The organism is Devosia insulae DS-56, assembly GCF_000970465.2.
Taxonomy (GTDB): domain Bacteria; phylum Pseudomonadota; class Alphaproteobacteria; order Rhizobiales; family Devosiaceae; genus Devosia_A; species Devosia_A insulae.
Genome location: NZ_LAJE02000362.1, coordinates 28,988 through 43,070, shown reverse-complemented (window position 1 = coordinate 43,070; position 14,083 = coordinate 28,988). Strand labels below are relative to the sequence as shown.

Annotated in this window: 13 protein-coding genes and 1 tRNA gene; 8 read left to right on the top strand and 6 right to left on the bottom strand. The window is 63.6% G+C overall.

The features are described from left to right. Positions 1-79: 79 nt before the first annotated feature. Complete coding sequence (locus tag VW23_RS24050) at positions 80-580, bottom strand: SH3 domain-containing protein (RefSeq protein WP_176730479.1); 501 nt, start codon at positions 578-580, stop codon at positions 80-82. 289 nt (positions 581-869) lie between these two features. Further along, positions 870-3,713: an ATP-binding protein gene (locus tag VW23_RS24045; RefSeq protein ID WP_141728476.1), complete on the bottom strand. Its 2,844-nt coding sequence runs from the start codon at positions 3,711-3,713 to the stop codon at positions 870-872. A gap of 175 nt (positions 3,714-3,888) precedes the next feature. On the opposite strand from VW23_RS24045, the gene VW23_RS24040 reads away from it, so the two are divergent. The 3 genes from VW23_RS24040 (at position 3,889) to VW23_RS24030 (ending at position 6,295) form a co-directional block, all read left to right on the top strand. Beyond that, entirely contained in the window at positions 3,889-4,572 is a 684-nt protein-coding gene (locus tag VW23_RS24040) for a response regulator transcription factor (RefSeq protein WP_069912016.1), read from the top strand. A 96-nt stretch (positions 4,573-4,668) separates the two neighbouring features. After that, positions 4,669-5,088 (top strand): carbonic anhydrase, encoded by a 420-nt coding sequence (locus VW23_RS24035; RefSeq protein WP_069912015.1) that lies wholly within the window; start codon positions 4,669-4,671, stop codon positions 5,086-5,088. A gap of 376 nt (positions 5,089-5,464) precedes the next feature. Continuing rightward, positions 5,465-6,295, top strand: a complete 831-nt coding sequence (locus VW23_RS24030) for an enoyl-CoA hydratase/isomerase family protein (RefSeq protein WP_069912014.1) — start codon at positions 5,465-5,467, stop codon at positions 6,293-6,295. A gap of 134 nt (positions 6,296-6,429) precedes the next feature. Here VW23_RS24030 and VW23_RS24025 read toward each other — a convergent pair whose 3' ends face one another. Further along, entirely contained in the window at positions 6,430-6,948 is a 519-nt protein-coding gene (locus tag VW23_RS24025) for a Dps family protein (protein WP_069912013.1), read from the bottom strand. A gap of 23 nt (positions 6,949-6,971) precedes the next feature. Then, the gene (locus VW23_RS24020) at positions 6,972-8,042 is read right to left on the bottom strand and encodes a cupin domain-containing protein (RefSeq protein ID WP_069912012.1); all 1,071 of its coding nucleotides are present in this window, start codon (positions 8,040-8,042) and stop codon (positions 6,972-6,974) included. A 185-nt stretch (positions 8,043-8,227) separates the two neighbouring features. On the opposite strand from VW23_RS24020, the gene VW23_RS24015 reads away from it, so the two are divergent. From VW23_RS24015 to VW23_RS23995, 5 genes are all read left to right on the top strand, one after another. Then, complete coding sequence (locus VW23_RS24015; protein WP_069912011.1) at positions 8,228-8,917, top strand: YoaK family protein; 690 nt, start codon at positions 8,228-8,230, stop codon at positions 8,915-8,917. A gap of 137 nt (positions 8,918-9,054) precedes the next feature. Beyond that, positions 9,055-10,587 (top strand): sensor histidine kinase, encoded by a 1,533-nt coding sequence (locus tag VW23_RS24010; protein WP_084646431.1) that lies wholly within the window; start codon positions 9,055-9,057, stop codon positions 10,585-10,587. Then, on the top strand, positions 10,584-11,237 hold the full coding sequence (locus VW23_RS24005; protein WP_069912010.1) for a response regulator transcription factor: 654 nt from the start codon (positions 10,584-10,586) through the stop codon (positions 11,235-11,237). Before VW23_RS24010 ends, VW23_RS24005 begins: the two co-directional genes overlap by 4 nt. A gap of 114 nt (positions 11,238-11,351) precedes the next feature. After that, positions 11,352-11,711, top strand: coding sequence for a response regulator transcription factor (locus tag VW23_RS24000; RefSeq protein WP_069912009.1), 360 nt, complete (start codon positions 11,352-11,354; stop codon positions 11,709-11,711). Between the two features lie 151 nt (positions 11,712-11,862). Beyond that, a complete protein-coding gene (locus VW23_RS23995; RefSeq protein WP_069912008.1) occupies positions 11,863-12,306 on the top strand; it encodes a cupin domain-containing protein in 444 nt (147 codons plus the stop codon). A gap of 122 nt (positions 12,307-12,428) precedes the next feature. On the opposite strand, the gene VW23_RS23990 is transcribed toward VW23_RS23995, so the two are convergent. Both VW23_RS23990 and VW23_RS23985 read right to left on the bottom strand, forming a co-directional pair. Next, positions 12,429-12,505, bottom strand: a tRNA-Arg gene (locus VW23_RS23990). Positions 12,506-12,606: 101 nt separating this feature from the next. Then, complete coding sequence (locus tag VW23_RS23985; protein ID WP_084646430.1) at positions 12,607-14,037, bottom strand: sensor histidine kinase; 1,431 nt, start codon at positions 14,035-14,037, stop codon at positions 12,607-12,609. Positions 14,038-14,083 lie beyond the last annotated feature (46 nt).

Sequence of the window (14,083 nt, the reverse complement as noted above, 5' to 3'; positions counted from 1 at the left end):
TGACAGTGTGTTGCATGATGTAGCGTACTAGAGCAGCGGGCAGGTGTCGTGCAGTAAGTTGGTGATCAGAGATGCATGATTATTTTTCTGCTACAGCAGAGGTGTATACGAGACAGGGGTAACCGCCGCCCATCGGGTAACCGCCGCCCATCGGCCAACCGCCACCCATCGGGTAACCGCCGCCCATCGGCCAACCGCCACCCATCGGGTAACCGCCGCCCATTGGCCAACCGCCACCCATCGGGTGATCGCCGCTCATTGGCCAGCCGCCCGGGTGGTCACCCATATGCATGTGATGGTGATGGTGGTGGTGGCCGTGCCAGCCATATCCACCGTTATCGTCGTCGTCATCGTCGTCATCGTCGTCGAAGTCGTTCCCGGAGAAGTAGGGAGTCGGTTTGAGCTTGGTCGATTCAATCAGGCGGGACGACACCCACCCGCCTGCCTGACCCGAACTCTCGATCATGCACCAGTCCATATGGCAGTCGTCGACGGTGATGCGGGTACCCGCTGCCAACATGCCGACGATCGGATATGACGCGGCCGGCCCCGATCTCACGTTGACTTCGTTGACGGTCACTGCCTGGTACGCCGCCGCGCTGCCCGCCGTTCCTATCAGCCCAACTGCGGCAACTAAGCCTGCCACGAGCCTTGATGTTAACATCGCCAGTTCCTTTCGATCTGAGCCGGCCGCAGGCGGAAAGGCTTCCCGCGATCTGCGACCAGCGTCTGTCAGGCTAAGGACCGGCTAAGCGTGGGGTCGATGCGGCTTACGTCCGCGTAACTAGGCGCCGTGGCCGCCGCGCTAGTTACTTCGGGCTAGCGACTACCCCGGAGTAGACACCGCCCTGGTGGCTGGGCGGTGGGGATTATTGGGTGCCAGCGGTCAGCGTATCGAGGGCCGATTTGGCGGTGCGCAGATCGAGGGTTTCAAATCCCTCAGTGAATCCTTCATAGATGGATCTCAGAAGGACCAGGGCTTCTTTGGCCCGATGCTGCCTCACGCGCACACGTGCGAGGCTTAAGGCAGTGCGCAACTGCCAAGACAGCGCGGATTGATTGCGCGCCAGCTCGAGAGAACGCTCGAGCGCTGCCTCGGCCTTTGCAATCGAATCCGGTCCTCCGCGCCACAGTACCAACTCAGCGTTGACGACCTCGGGCAGGCTCCATCCTGCGTGGCTTGGCAGGTAGTCGGGATCAGGTGGTTGGTTTTGCTCGTCTGACAGCAGCGAGATCAGGTCAGCCGTTGTCGAAAACTGGACCCGAGCCTCGACATAGGCAGCGGTAAGCGCATCGACTGGATCACCCGTACCGCGCAACCTCAAGATGCCGGCATAGACGTCGGCATGTCTGAGCCAACTGTGATTTCCGGCCGCCCGTGTACGGATCAGCTCCGCTCGGGCCCGAGCCTCGGGAAGATCGCCCATCCAAAGCGAAAGCGGGCACGCGCCAATATTGATCACGTAGCAGACTGCGAACCAATTCTCCATTTGCATGGCGGTCGCGATGGCCTCTTGCGCTGCCTGGTGAGCCCGATCGGGATATCCTTGCAGCCACAAAACACGGGTCTGCAACGCGAGCATCGAAATCCGGGCGTCGAGTTGCAGCGGACTGTTCGTCGCGGGATCGAGCAGTGGTGCACGCCGCAGCACCTGGTCCACATGCTCGCCGGCAAGTAGTGGGGCTCCAAGGTCATGGTACGTCAAAGCCAGCATTCTGTCGGCAAGGACGGTCACGCGCGGATGGCCGTGTTGGCGAGCAGCCACTTCGTAGAGTTTGGCGGCCTTGAGCGCTGCGTTCTCATCGCCGCGTCCTCTACCGGCCGCCCAGCGACTCCAAAGGGCCTGCAATTGGACCTCCGTGTCGCCGAGCCGCTCCGCCAGTTCCAGCGCCCGCGTGAAGGGGCGTTCGAGTTCGCCCGGATCGGCCATTGCCGTTGGTCCGCTGTACCAAACCGCGTGACCCAGAGCAGCCTGCAGACGCATCTCCATCGCCTCATCCGGCGCGGGGCTGGTCATCAGAATCTGCAGCGCTCGATCGACGCGTTCGCGATACTCCACCATCAGTGTCAGCTGGAACCACAGGGTCACCGAACTTGCTGTCAATTCCAAGCCAGTCTGAACGTCGCCGGCCTCCGAAAATGCCCACGAAACGGCGGCCCTGATGTTGTCAATGTCGCGGCGGGCGTTGGCACTAGGTTCGGCGCCAAACTGCCCTTGGCCCGCATGATCTCCGAGGCGAAAAAGGTCACGGTAGTACTCAGCGGACAGCCGTGAGGCCTGTTCCGTCTCCTCGTGCTCGGCCAACTTCTCCAATCCGTAGGCGCGGATGGTGTCAAGCAGGCGCCAGCGTCTCGCGGACGGCGGGCCATCGAACGTCACCACGGATTTTTCCACTAGGTTTGCGATTCCGTCCATGACGTCGGACGTGGATACTCGGCCGTCGCTGACCACCGCCGAGGCAGCCGCTGCTGTGAAACCGGAAGGAAATATCGATACCCGGCGAAGCAATCGGCGTTCGGCCTCGGGCAGCAACTCGTAGCTCCAGTCGAGTGTGGCGCGGAGCGTCTGGTGTCGCGGCAAGGCCGTCCTTCGGCCGGCGGTAAGCAAACCAAACCGATCGTGAAGCCCCAATGCAACTTCCCGGATCCCCAGTGCAACAGCGCGAGATGCAGCAAATTCGATTGCCAATGGGATGCCGTCGAGGCGCCGACAGATCCCCGCAATTTCTAGCAGGTCATCCGTGGTTGGAGTGGGCGCGGAATCGAACGCTGCCAGCCGTGTGACGAACAGTTGCACGGCATCCTGTGTCAGGATCGCCTCGTGATCGCGCTCGGTCTCCGCAGGCACGTCGAGCGGAGGCAGGCGATAGACATACTCCCCCTCGATGCGGAGGTTCTCCCGGCTGGTCGCGAGCACCGTGACCCGCGGGCATATCTGCAGGATCGTCTCAACGACCACCGCAGCGCCTGCAATCAGATGTTCGCAAGTATCGAGGATCAGCAACAGGCTCGCGTCGCCGATTGCCTGAGCGACAGTTGTCGGGGTTGCCTGGCCGCCCCCTGGCCGCAAGCTCAGAGTAGTGGCGATCGCGGAGGGGATCAGGCCAGGATCTGCAAGCGGTGCGAGATCGACGATGTAAGCTGCAGCGATCGTGCCGGCTGACCATTTGCGCGCCACCTCGAGGCTCAACGCAGTCTTGCCGATACCGCCGGGGCCGGTCAGTGTCACTGCGCGGTGGGTTGCGAGTACGTCGGCAAGGTGTGACGCAATCGTTGCCCGTCCGATGAACTGGGAAAGCGCCACAGGAATATTGGAACTCGACCCCGCCGGCGTGCTGGCAGGTTCCGTCATCGTTGCCGCCGGAGACGGCGAATTCGCGGGGCTGAGTCTGCTCCAATGTCCGATCAGCCGATACCCTCGCCCCGAGAATGTTTTCAGCAGGTTGCGATCGTCCCCTAGCGCCTTTCGAATGACCGAGATATGCGCCTGCAGGGTGTTGTCCTCGACGATAGATCCTGGCCAGACGCCCTGCATCAACTGGTCCTTGGTGACCAGGCTGCCGGAGGCTTCCGCGAGAACAACGAAGATTTCGAAAGCGCGTCCGGAGAGCGGGACAATTGCCCCGTGATGCCGCAGTTCGCCTCGATCGAGGTCGAGCTCCCAATCCCCCGGGTCGTGGACTAACAATCGGCCCGACATGGACGTGAGCACCAATCCTCAAGGATTATTAAGACTTTTTCAGAAACGCAGCCGAGCCGCAACCCGCAGGCGCTCTTCAGCACATTTCAGGACTGCACCAAGGAAATCGCCTCATCCTTTGGCTTAGCATTCTCTTCAACGGTTGAACGCGTCGCTTGCGACGTAAAGCTGAAGGAGCTGGGCGGCGATGCAAAATATTACCCCGAAGGAGAGTGATCTCTTCGATCTATCGTGGCGGAACCTGACCCCGATGGTCGTGGTGGTCCACCAAGACACCTTAGTGCGTCGACTGGTGACATCGCTGGCGGAGTCAGCCGGATGGCATTCAAAAAACTTCGGGTCACCGCTGGACTTCCTGGCCGAGCCGCGAATACGCGTTCCGAGCTGCCTGGTGCTCGATGTGGCTCTGCCGGGGATAAGCGGGCTTCAACTGCTTAGGCAGATTGCCGACCGCCGGGAAATGCCGGTTATCTTCATCACGGCACACGCCGACGTCCAAACCACTGTGCAGGCAATGAAGGACGGAGCGCGCGAGTTTTTTACTACGCCTTTGGCAGGTGAATGCATCCTCGACGCCCTCCGCTGGGCCTTGGAGCGCAGCCGGACAATCATCGAGGATGTTTGCGAAATCGAGTTGCTCAGGGAGCGCCACACCTCCCTGAGCGAACGGGAGAAAGCCGTGATGGCTCTGGTGGTCGAGGGGCAAATGAATAAGCAAATTGCCTTCGAGCTTGGCATCAGCGAGATCACGGTCAAAGCCCATCGGGGTCGCATGGTCCGCAAGATGGGAGCCCACTCTGTCCCCGATTTGGTCCGCATGTCCGCGCGCCTGAATACACCGGTCGAGGTCGTCCGTACGCAGATCTCATAACCACCTGAAGCAACTTCACCCCCGCCGTTTCAAGTGCGCTACCAGCGCACCACAGGAAGTGTCCTTGGAGAAACCGGCTGATCAAAGGAGGACTCTGTGAGTCTCATCGACAAGGCTTTGAAGGCAAACGAGCAGTACGCGCGGACCTATGACCCAAGTCGGGGCGCGCACCCAGAACCCAAAGTTGCCGTGGTGACGTGCATGGATCCTCGCCTCTCGGATTTGGAAGCTATTCTCGGTCTCGCGACCGGGGACATGGATGTCATCAGAACGGGTGGGCCTGCCGTGACACAAGACGTGCTGAGCGAGCTGGTGGTCTCCACGAGGGTGCTGGGCACCACCGAAATCTTGCTCCTGGATCATACCGGGTGCGGGTTCACGACGTTCACAGATGAGGGCCTCAACCAAAAATTGGCCTCTTTGACTGGAAATTCAGAACCCGGTCCGATGCGGTTCTTCTCGTTTGAGGACCCTGAGCATCATACAGGCCTGCTGAGGGAGGTGTTGGTGGACTAACGCACCGCGCTTCTATGAAACCGCCCTGGCCAGTGTCGCGCCATCATTGCGGACACTGGTCGGCTGTGCATCCGTGCACTCTCCAAACTCGATGTTGTCGCAACCCACGACACAGAGCTGCTGCTGTGGGACCGAGATCGTTAACCTTGGCCCAGCGCATGGCGCCAATGGCAAGCATGTCCGATGTTGCAAAGACTGCTGTCAGCCCGGGAGACGTTCGACCAACCATGCCATCGTAACCCGCGGCCATGCTGAACCAACAGAACCGTGCGCGTTCCCAGCGGTCACATCATGGTATCGGCGATACCATCGATCAATTGAGCCAGCCGCGTGCGCGCAACAGGTTGCAATCGTCCCAGTACTCGACGAGGCAATAATGGAAGCCAAGACAGAAGCCCCCCAGGTTCGCTGGGCACGCCAGTCCCCAACGTTGTGGCGCGTAACCATCGACAATCCGCCGCTCAACGTCATGGGCGCGGCGATGGTCCTGCAGTTTCAGGCACTAATCGATGAAATCGAGGCGGATGCCGATCTGAGGGTCGTGGTGTTCGACAGCGCCGTCGACGGCTTTTTCCTCAACCATTCCGATTTCAGGGGCAGCATCGAGAGCATCACGTCCTTGCCTCCCGGTCCCACCGGCCTGCCACCCTGGCCTGATTTCCTGGTGCGACTGACCCGTGCGCCGGTTGCGTCCATTGCGCTCATCCGCGGCCGGGCAACCGGCAATGGCAGCGAGATCGCATTGGCATGCGACGTGACCTTTGCCAGCAAGGAAAAAGCGGTGATCTCTCAGTGGGAGGTCGGCGTGGGCATGGTCGCCGGGGGCGGTCCAATGGCGAGGCTACCGCAACTGATCGGTCGCAACCGCGCTCTGGAAGTGTTGCTGAGTTCCGAGGATCTCAGCGCCGAGCAAGCGGCGGCCTACGGCTATATCAACCGCGCACTGCCCGACAACGAGCTCGATGCCTACGTGGATGCGTTGGCGACCCGTATTTCGAAGTTCGACAAGTGGGCGATCGGACAAACCAAGCGACTGGTCAATGCAAGCTTGCCGCCCGATGTCGAGCTCGGCGCGGGCTGGGATGCCTGCGTCGCCTCGCTGGGCCGTCCCGCCGCGCAAAACGGCATACGCGCCCTGACCGAACGTGGTTTTCAAAGCCCGGGTGATGTCGAGCACCGGCTTGGGTTCTTTCTAGGCGAGCTCTGACGCCGATCTCGGACAGGACTGCCCTCGGCGATGATGGCCGGTGGTTGCCGGCGGATACCGGCAGGAACGTTCCCTTGCATCGCCGGGCCGACGACTGGTCTGCCGCCGGCCCCACGAACGATGCCTGACCGCCTTCAGTTGCCGGCCCGCCCCGTCTCGAACAGGAACCAGGTGCGGCGTTCGGCTTCGTCGATCCAGACTTCGACGAGGCTGGTCGTGGCGGAATCATTGTGACCGGCGGCGAGTTCGTGCACGGCACGGAGCAGGCTGACGAAGCGCGAGTTGTCATCTGCCAGTTCGGCCAGCATGTCGGCCGGAGTGACGTACTCGGCATCGTTGTCTGGCAGGCGCTGCAGCCGGGCGATCTGGCCAATCGAGCGTAAGGTGCCGCCACCGATCTTGCGGGCCCGTTCGGCGATGTCATCGGTGATGGCGAAGATCTGATCCGCCTGCTCGTCGAGCAGCAGGTGGTAGTCGCGGAAGTGCGGGCCCGACATGTGCCAGTGGAAGTTCTTGGTTTTGAGGTAGAGCGCGAAACTGTCTGCCAGCAGTGCGGTCAACGCGGCGGCGATGTCCTTGACCGCCGCCTCACCGAGGTCCGAGGGGGTGTGGAGCGGCGCGGCGCGCAGTTCACGGATACGAGCGATGTCCATTTTTGTTCTCCTTGAGTGAGGGTTCAGGCGGCCGGGTCGACCGGGTCGACCGGGTTGATGCGGTTGACGAGCAGCGGATCCTGTTCGGTGAAGGGGAAATCGGGGAGTTCGGCGCGTGACACCCTGAGCGTGGCGGCAAGCACTTCGCGCGGAAAGCTGCCGACCAGGGTGCGAAAGCCGATATCGCCGGGGTCGGCGCGATCAAAGAAGATCAGGAAGTGGGCGTCGCCGACGCCGATGTTCTCGATGTGGTGCGGATAGGCCGGCGGGATGAAATAGACGTCGCCGCTCTGCAGCTCGTAAGTGTCCATCGTCCCGTCGGGGTCGAGGATGGTCATCCGCGCCCTGCCCTCGAGCACGTAACCCATCTCGGCGGTTGCCGGATGCCAGTGCGGCTCACGCATGCCGCCATCCGAAATGCGGACCGAGTACATCGCAATGTCCTCGAGCGCCGGCCACAACCCGGCCTTGGTCTGACGGGCGGAGCCGGCAGCCGAGTTGATCTGCGGCAGGTTGGTCTCGACGCGATACTTCAACGCATCGACATGCAGGGCCTGCGGTTCGATCTCGGCCTCGCCGTCGACATGGACGATCTCGGGCTCGATGGGCAGCGTGGTGATGCTGCCGATCTCCTGGAAGAAGGCCGTCGGGGCGTCAAAAGTGTTGCCGAGCACCGCCGGCGTCATCGCGGCAAAGCTGCCACCAAGGCCGAAGTCCTCCGGCTTCTCATGCGAGAACGCGAGGATGAACTCGGCTTCCGCCGGGCCGATATTGCGGATCGAGTGAAGGCTGCCGCTCGGCGCGAAGAACATGTCGCCGGGCCGGACGACGAAGCTGTCGCGAACAGCGTGGTTGCGCACGATGGTGACCAGCGCCTCGCCGCGAACGCAGTAGGTCAGCTCATGGGCGTTTGCGTGCCAATGCGGTTCGCGCAGCCCTTCCGGCGCCAGCAGCAGCCGGCGCAGCGACAGCCGCTTCAACAGCGGCAGTGCCGTGCTGTCGATATGAACCGTCGATCCCGACGCGTTCGCGTAGCTGGGTGGCTGCAGGCCGATCGAAGCGACATGCCGCGAGGAATTTGGTTTGAAGTCCATCTCTCGTCTCCTCAGGTCCCGTTGACCATCGGAAGGTGGACTGAACCCGGCGCCGGCTGAATTCTCCGCAGGTTTGCACGGCTCATACCTCAGTACAGGGTCGGGCCAACCAGCGCACGATGGGCCGCCGATCCCGGGGCGCGTTAGCTCGATGGTTGAAGCAACCCAGCGAACGGAGACATCCAATGGAGCGCTCGATCACGGCCGGCAACGCTGCCGGCACGAGCTACGAAGGCCTTGCACCATTGCTGGCGTTCGTTGCGGGCTATGTCGACGCCACGACGTTCCTGGCGTTCGGCGGCCTGTTCGTGGCCCAGGCCACTGGCAGCCTGGTGGTCGCGGGCTCCGCCTTCGAGGTCGGTGGCGCCGATGTCCTCAAGCTCGCCGCCATCCCCGCCTTCGTTCTGGCCGGAATACTGACAACTGCCGTGGTACGCAGCTTCGGGCCCGATCGGGAGCACGCCCTCGCAGCGGCTCTGTTGATGGAGGCCGCACTGGTTGCCGGGCTGGCGCTGTCGGCGTTACTGATCCCGCACGATCCGCTGCTGCCGGGGCTGTTCGGCCTAGGCGCCATGGGCGTTCAGAGCGCACTGGTGCGCCTGCTGCTAAGCGGCGGGTCGACCAACGTGATGACCACCAACCTTACGCAGCTTTCGATCGATATCGAGGGCGCCCTTGCCGGTTTCACGCGCGACCACCCCGATCGCGCGGCGCTGGCGTCGCTGCGGCGGGTGGCGCTGCTGATCCTGGGCTTCCTCGCCGGCGTTCTGGTGGGCAGCGTCGGTTTTCATATCGCCGGCGGCGCCGGGGTGGTGCTGATGGTGGCCGTGCTTGCTGCGCTGTCGCTGTGCGCCTGGATCCACGCCTTGCCCTGAGGTGACCCAAACCTCTGTATGATGGCAAATCTCCAGCGCTGCGGCACATTGCACATCGGTCAGCTATCCGAGTGGATCGGAGCGCGGCATGATCAGGTCGCCGGGACCACGGTGGGCGCCAGGGGATACGTGCGTAAATGTCGTCACAAGCAGTCGCGGAACGCGCAGCAGCGCCTGGTGGCAAACGGTCGCAACCGCTGATCCGCACCAACGGCTATCGCGTCAGCGCCGCAGTGCTGGCGCTAGCCATCTTCCTCTTCGATACCCTGTCGCCGCTCGAGGGCGCTGTCGCCGTGCTCTACATTCTCGTGGTCTTCATGGTGGCGCGGACCGGCCGGCGGACCGAGATCATCGCCACCGCGGCGGCCTGCCTCGGGCTCACTTTGCTGGCCTACCTCATCTCGCACGGCATCGGCCTTCCCGGCTCACCGACGTTGCGGGCGCTCGTCAGCATCGCGGCGATCGGCGTTGCGGCCCTGCTGGCCCTGCAAAACCAGTCGGCCACAGCAACGCTGGTGCGCAGCGAACGGCGCTACCGGCGGATGTTCGACGCAACGCGGATCGGCGTGATGCAGGAGGACTGGTCGCGCGTTCGCAGCGAACTGGCCGATACGAGCCCCGCTGACCTCGAAGCGCGCGCGCCCGAGCTGATCCGCATCGTCGACGTCAATCCGGCATTCCTCGCCATGGTCGGCGCCGCCGACGCGGGAAGCTTCCGCGGTACGGTCGGCGATATCCTGGGCGCCGGCGACCGCACGTTCGCCGGAGCGCTGGCGGCTTTCGCGCGCGGCGACGCCCACTTCGAGGGCGAGACCGAACTCATCGGCACCGACGGCCGGCGCGTACCGGTGCTGTTCGCCATCACCTTTCCGGCAACGCCGGAGGATGACGGCAACGCGCTGGTCTTCGTGCTCGACATCACCGAGCGGCGAGAAGCGCACGACGCGCTCCACCTGGCCCAGGCCGAGCTGGCCCATGCCGCCCGGGTGGCAACGCTTGGGGAACTGACGGCGTCGATTGCCCACGAGGTGAACCAGCCGCTGATGGCTGTGGTGACCAATGGCGAGGCCGGCATGCGCTGGCTGCGACGCGAGCCGCCGGACCTCGGCGAGGTCGAGACGGCAATGGCCCGGGTAATCTCCGAAGGTCGTCGCGCCAGCGATATCGTCAAGCGTATTCGCGCCTTCCTCAGCAAGGCGCCGAGCCAGCCGGCCGAACTGAGCGTCCCCTCGCTGATCGAGGAAGCCTCGGCGTTGGTCGAGCGCGAGCTGGCCCGGGCTGGCGTGCACCTGAGCGTCAAAGCACCGGAGGGCTTGCCGCCGGTGCTCGGCGACCGGGTACAGCTGCAGCAGGTGCTGGTAAACCTGATGGTCAACGCCAGCCAGGCGATGGCGGACCACCCCGGCAACCGCCGCCTCGCCGTCAAGGCCTGGGCGGACGGCGGCAAGGTCGAGATCATGGTAGCCGATACCGGTCCGGGCATTGCGCCCGACGATCTGCAGCGTCTGTTCGACCCGTTTTTCACCACCAAGCCCGACGGCATGGGCATGGGACTGGCCATTTGCCGAACCACCGTTGAGGCACATGGAGGCTCGCTTACGGTCGAAAGCGTGCCCCCCCATGGCGCAACGTTCCGGCTTTCACTGCCGACCAGGGAACTCGCTACATGATCCAGCAGACATCTGGACAAACAAGGCCGGGGACCGAGCTGGCGGCGCCGTTCGTTGCGGTTGTCGACGACGACCCAGCGGTGCTCGAGGCTCTCGACAGCCTGCTGCGTTCCATCTCACTCGCCACCCGGCTGTTCGGGTCGCCCGCCGAACTGCTGGCTGCGCAACTGCCCGATGCACCCGGCTGCATCGTACTCGACGTGCGCCTGCCGGGTGTCAGCGGATTGGATTTCCAGGGACAGCTGGTCGAGCGCGGCATCGGCCGGCCTATCGTGTTCATGACCGGCCACGGCGACATCCCGATGAGCGTGCGCGCCATGAAGGCGGGGGCGGTGGATTTCCTTTCAAAGCCCTTTCGCGACCAGGACATGCTGGACGCCGTTACTTCCGCCATCGAGCGCGACAGGCAGCAGCGAGCCGCAACATCGAGCCGCAACGAGCTGGCGGCTGAGTTCGAGACACTGACGACGCGAGAGCGCGAGGTGATGACCCACGTGGTGGCCGGCCTGATGAACAAGCAGGTTGCCGGCATTCTCGGGCTCAGCGAGATCACGGTGAAGATCCACCGCGGCAACGTCATGCGAAAGATGGGCGTGAGGACACTCGCGGACCTGGTTCGCAAGGCCGAGGCACTCGGGATCAAACCATGAGCCGCGGAGGGGCAAACCTGCGTATGATTCCGCGGCGCTCCCGGCTGCTCCATAACGATAGTGGACGCGAGGCTTGGCCACATGGCCAGGCCACCGCGACACGAGAAGTTTGTCATGCACAGTGAAAAGACCATCGCCATCGTCGACGACGACGAGGGTGTCCGCATTTCCCTCGCGAGCCTGCTCCGCTCGTTCGGTTACCGGGTCAGCACCTTTGGCTCTGCCACGGCGTTCCTCGAGAGCGGCGCGAAACCCGACTGTATGGTCGTCGACATCCAGATGCCGGCGATGCAGGGCGACGAACTGCAGGCCCGCCTGATCGCCGAAGGTCGTCTCATCCCGATGATCTTCATGACCGCGTTTCCGACCGAGGCGGTGCGCAATCGGGTACTTGCAGCAGGCGGCCGAGCCTTCCTCGAGAAGCCTGCAGACACCGATGCCCTCGTTCATGAGGTCGAGCGGGCGGTGGCCTGACCACGCCGCTGAGCGCCCCGTCCAAAGCCACCAATACCATGGTCCTGGCGACACGATCGTCTGGCTGTCCTGGCTAAGCGCAACGAGGTTGCATTAGGAGGCAGAGGTCCCTGATCGCCTGAAGGGACCGGGAACACACTCGAGGTCAGCCATGACGACAGGTCCACTATCTCGCCACAGCCTTTCGCCGACCAAGGTTGGATCGACCCATCCCGAAGACATCCGCTTCGAGCCATTCGCCGCCTTCCCCGCCGGGGCAGTGCTCGCGATAGTCGTAGGCGATCCAGGCAAGCCTGGCCCGTATGTGGTGCGCGTGAAAGTGCCCGGCGGCACCAGGTTGATGCCTCATACCCATCCGGAGGATCGTATCTACACGGTCATGTCGGGCGTGTTCTACATCGGCTTCGGCGCGACATTCGACCCAGACGAACTCCACGCCTATGGCGCGGGTAGCGTCGTCGTCCTGCCGCGAGACACGCCGCATTTCCACTGGGCGAAATCCGGCGAGTACGTCACCCAGGTCACCGGGACAGGACCATTGGGTATCGATTATCTCCACAGCGGCGATGATCCGCGCGGTCAAACCTACGGCTGATTGGCAGTCCGAACGGCACTATGCGCTGCGCGTAACACCGGTCCCGGTTACCCCAAAGGTTACCCCGGCACGACGTCGAACAGAACGATGTCGTATGTTCGGCTACAAATGCTTGAAGAGATTGGCGCGCCCTAAGAGATTCGAACTCCTGACCCCCAGATTCGTAGTCTGGTGCTCTATCCAGCTGAGCTAAGGGCGCGCACGGCCGGTGGTGTTCCGGCGAACGGCGTGACCCATACATGGGCCGCCGCAGCATTGCAAGCATGGACGCGCGAGCAATTTTGACACGCCCGTGACAGTTCAGGCGATGCGGATGGAACGGGGCAGCGTGACGTCGAAGCGGGTGCCCAGCGGCTGGTCGACGAAGCTGAGTTTGCCGCCATGCGCCTCGGTGAGTTCGCGGGCGATAGCGAGACCGAGCCCGGTGCCGCCGGCCTTGGCCGAGCCCTCGAAGGCGACGAACAGGTTCTCGCGGGCGCGCGGCGGCAGACCGGGGCCGTTGTCGGTGACCGACAGGGTGAGCCAGTCGGGGGTCTCGGCGAGGGTCACCTCAACCTGCGGTGCCTCGACCTTGCCGCCCACGGCTTCGAGCGCTTCGCGGGCGTTCTTCAGCAGGTTGTCGAAGATGCGGGCGAACTGGTCGGGGTCGGCGGAAATCGACACCGCGTCGGGCACGTGGTTGGTCCAGCGGATCGAAGGATGGCCGACGAGGCCGGCATCGAAGGCGGCTTCATCGAGCAGCAAATGCAGGTCGACCGGTACCGGCCGCGGCGGGGTGGCGCTCTGGCGGCCATAATCGAGCACCGACTGGGCGAAGCCGATGGCCTTGTCGATCGACAGCACCAGGCGCGGCGCGAGGCGCTGCACCTTGGGATCGTCCAGATTGGCCACCTGGTCGGAAAGCAGTTGCGCCGAGGTCAGGGTATTGCGCAGGTCATGGTTGATCTTGGCCACGGCAAGCCCAAGGTCGGCGAGGTGTCGGCGCTGGCGCAGCATCGAGTAGATGTCCGATTCCATCGCCGCCAGCTCGCGCTCCATGATGCCGATCTCGTCGCGCCGATCGGAGGGGGTGACGATCAGCGCAGCGTTTTCGGGCGCCTCGGAGAACTCGACCATGTTGCCGGTGAGCCGGCGGATCGGCGCAATCAGGATGCGCGAGACGAACACGTACAACACCGCCGAGGTGATGATGGCGAGGATCAGCGACAGGAAGAACAGGTTGCGCGAATAGAGCAGCAGCTCACGGCGCAGCGGCGCCTCGGGCATCAGCACCTCGATGACCCGGTCGGGCATGCCGTCTTCTTCGCCGACGATGCGCAGCGTCCGGTTGGAGCCGAGCACCAGGGTCTCGAGCGCGCCGAGAATCAGCGAGGCCGGGTCGCGCTGGCGGAGGTCCACCGTCACTGCCTCGCGCGGCATGGTGACGTTCTCGAGTTCGATCAGCTGGCTCTGGCCCTCGCGGCGATAGACGATGGCGAGGGCGCCGGCCGAGGTGAGCAGCCGGTCCGTCAGCATGCGCGGCAGGTTCATGGCGTCGGGCACAGCGTCGAGCACGCGGGCGGCGACGACGCCGACACGCAGCCGGTCGTTGAGCCAGCTCTGGCGGAAGTTGGCAGCCGATGGCAGGTAGATGACGATCTCGACCGCGAGGATCACCACGATGATGGTGGCGATGATCTTGACGGACAGCCCGGAGAACGGGCCAGGCATCGCGCGGTTTTGTTTGGCCATTGGGCGATGATTAGCGGGGAAAGCTGTCGCTTTCCAGCGTCAACAC

What these genes read in the sequence shown, in the direction of transcription:
- VW23_RS24040 (WP_069912016.1), top strand. Translation starts at nt 3,889, where the DNA reads ATGCAAAATATTACCCCGAAGGAGAGTGATCTCTTCGATCTATCGTGG.
- VW23_RS24000 (WP_069912009.1), top strand. Translation starts at nt 11,352, where the DNA reads ATGCACAGTGAAAAGACCATCGCCATCGTCGACGACGACGAGGGTGTC.
- VW23_RS24010 (WP_084646431.1), top strand. Translation starts at nt 9,055, where the DNA reads ATGTCGTCACAAGCAGTCGCGGAACGCGCAGCAGCGCCTGGTGGCAAA.
- VW23_RS24030 (WP_069912014.1), top strand. Translation starts at nt 5,465, where the DNA reads ATGGAAGCCAAGACAGAAGCCCCCCAGGTTCGCTGGGCACGCCAGTCC.
- VW23_RS23985 (WP_084646430.1), bottom strand. Translation starts at nt 14,037, where the DNA reads ATGGCCAAACAAAACCGCGCGATGCCTGGCCCGTTCTCCGGGCTGTCC.
- VW23_RS24005 (WP_069912010.1), top strand. Translation starts at nt 10,584, where the DNA reads ATGATCCAGCAGACATCTGGACAAACAAGGCCGGGGACCGAGCTGGCG.
- VW23_RS24015 (WP_069912011.1), top strand. Translation starts at nt 8,228, where the DNA reads ATGGAGCGCTCGATCACGGCCGGCAACGCTGCCGGCACGAGCTACGAA.
- VW23_RS24025 (WP_069912013.1), bottom strand. Translation starts at nt 6,948, where the DNA reads ATGGACATCGCTCGTATCCGTGAACTGCGCGCCGCGCCGCTCCACACC.
- VW23_RS24020 (WP_069912012.1), bottom strand. Translation starts at nt 8,042, where the DNA reads ATGGACTTCAAACCAAATTCCTCGCGGCATGTCGCTTCGATCGGCCTG.
- VW23_RS23995 (WP_069912008.1), top strand. Translation starts at nt 11,863, where the DNA reads ATGACGACAGGTCCACTATCTCGCCACAGCCTTTCGCCGACCAAGGTT.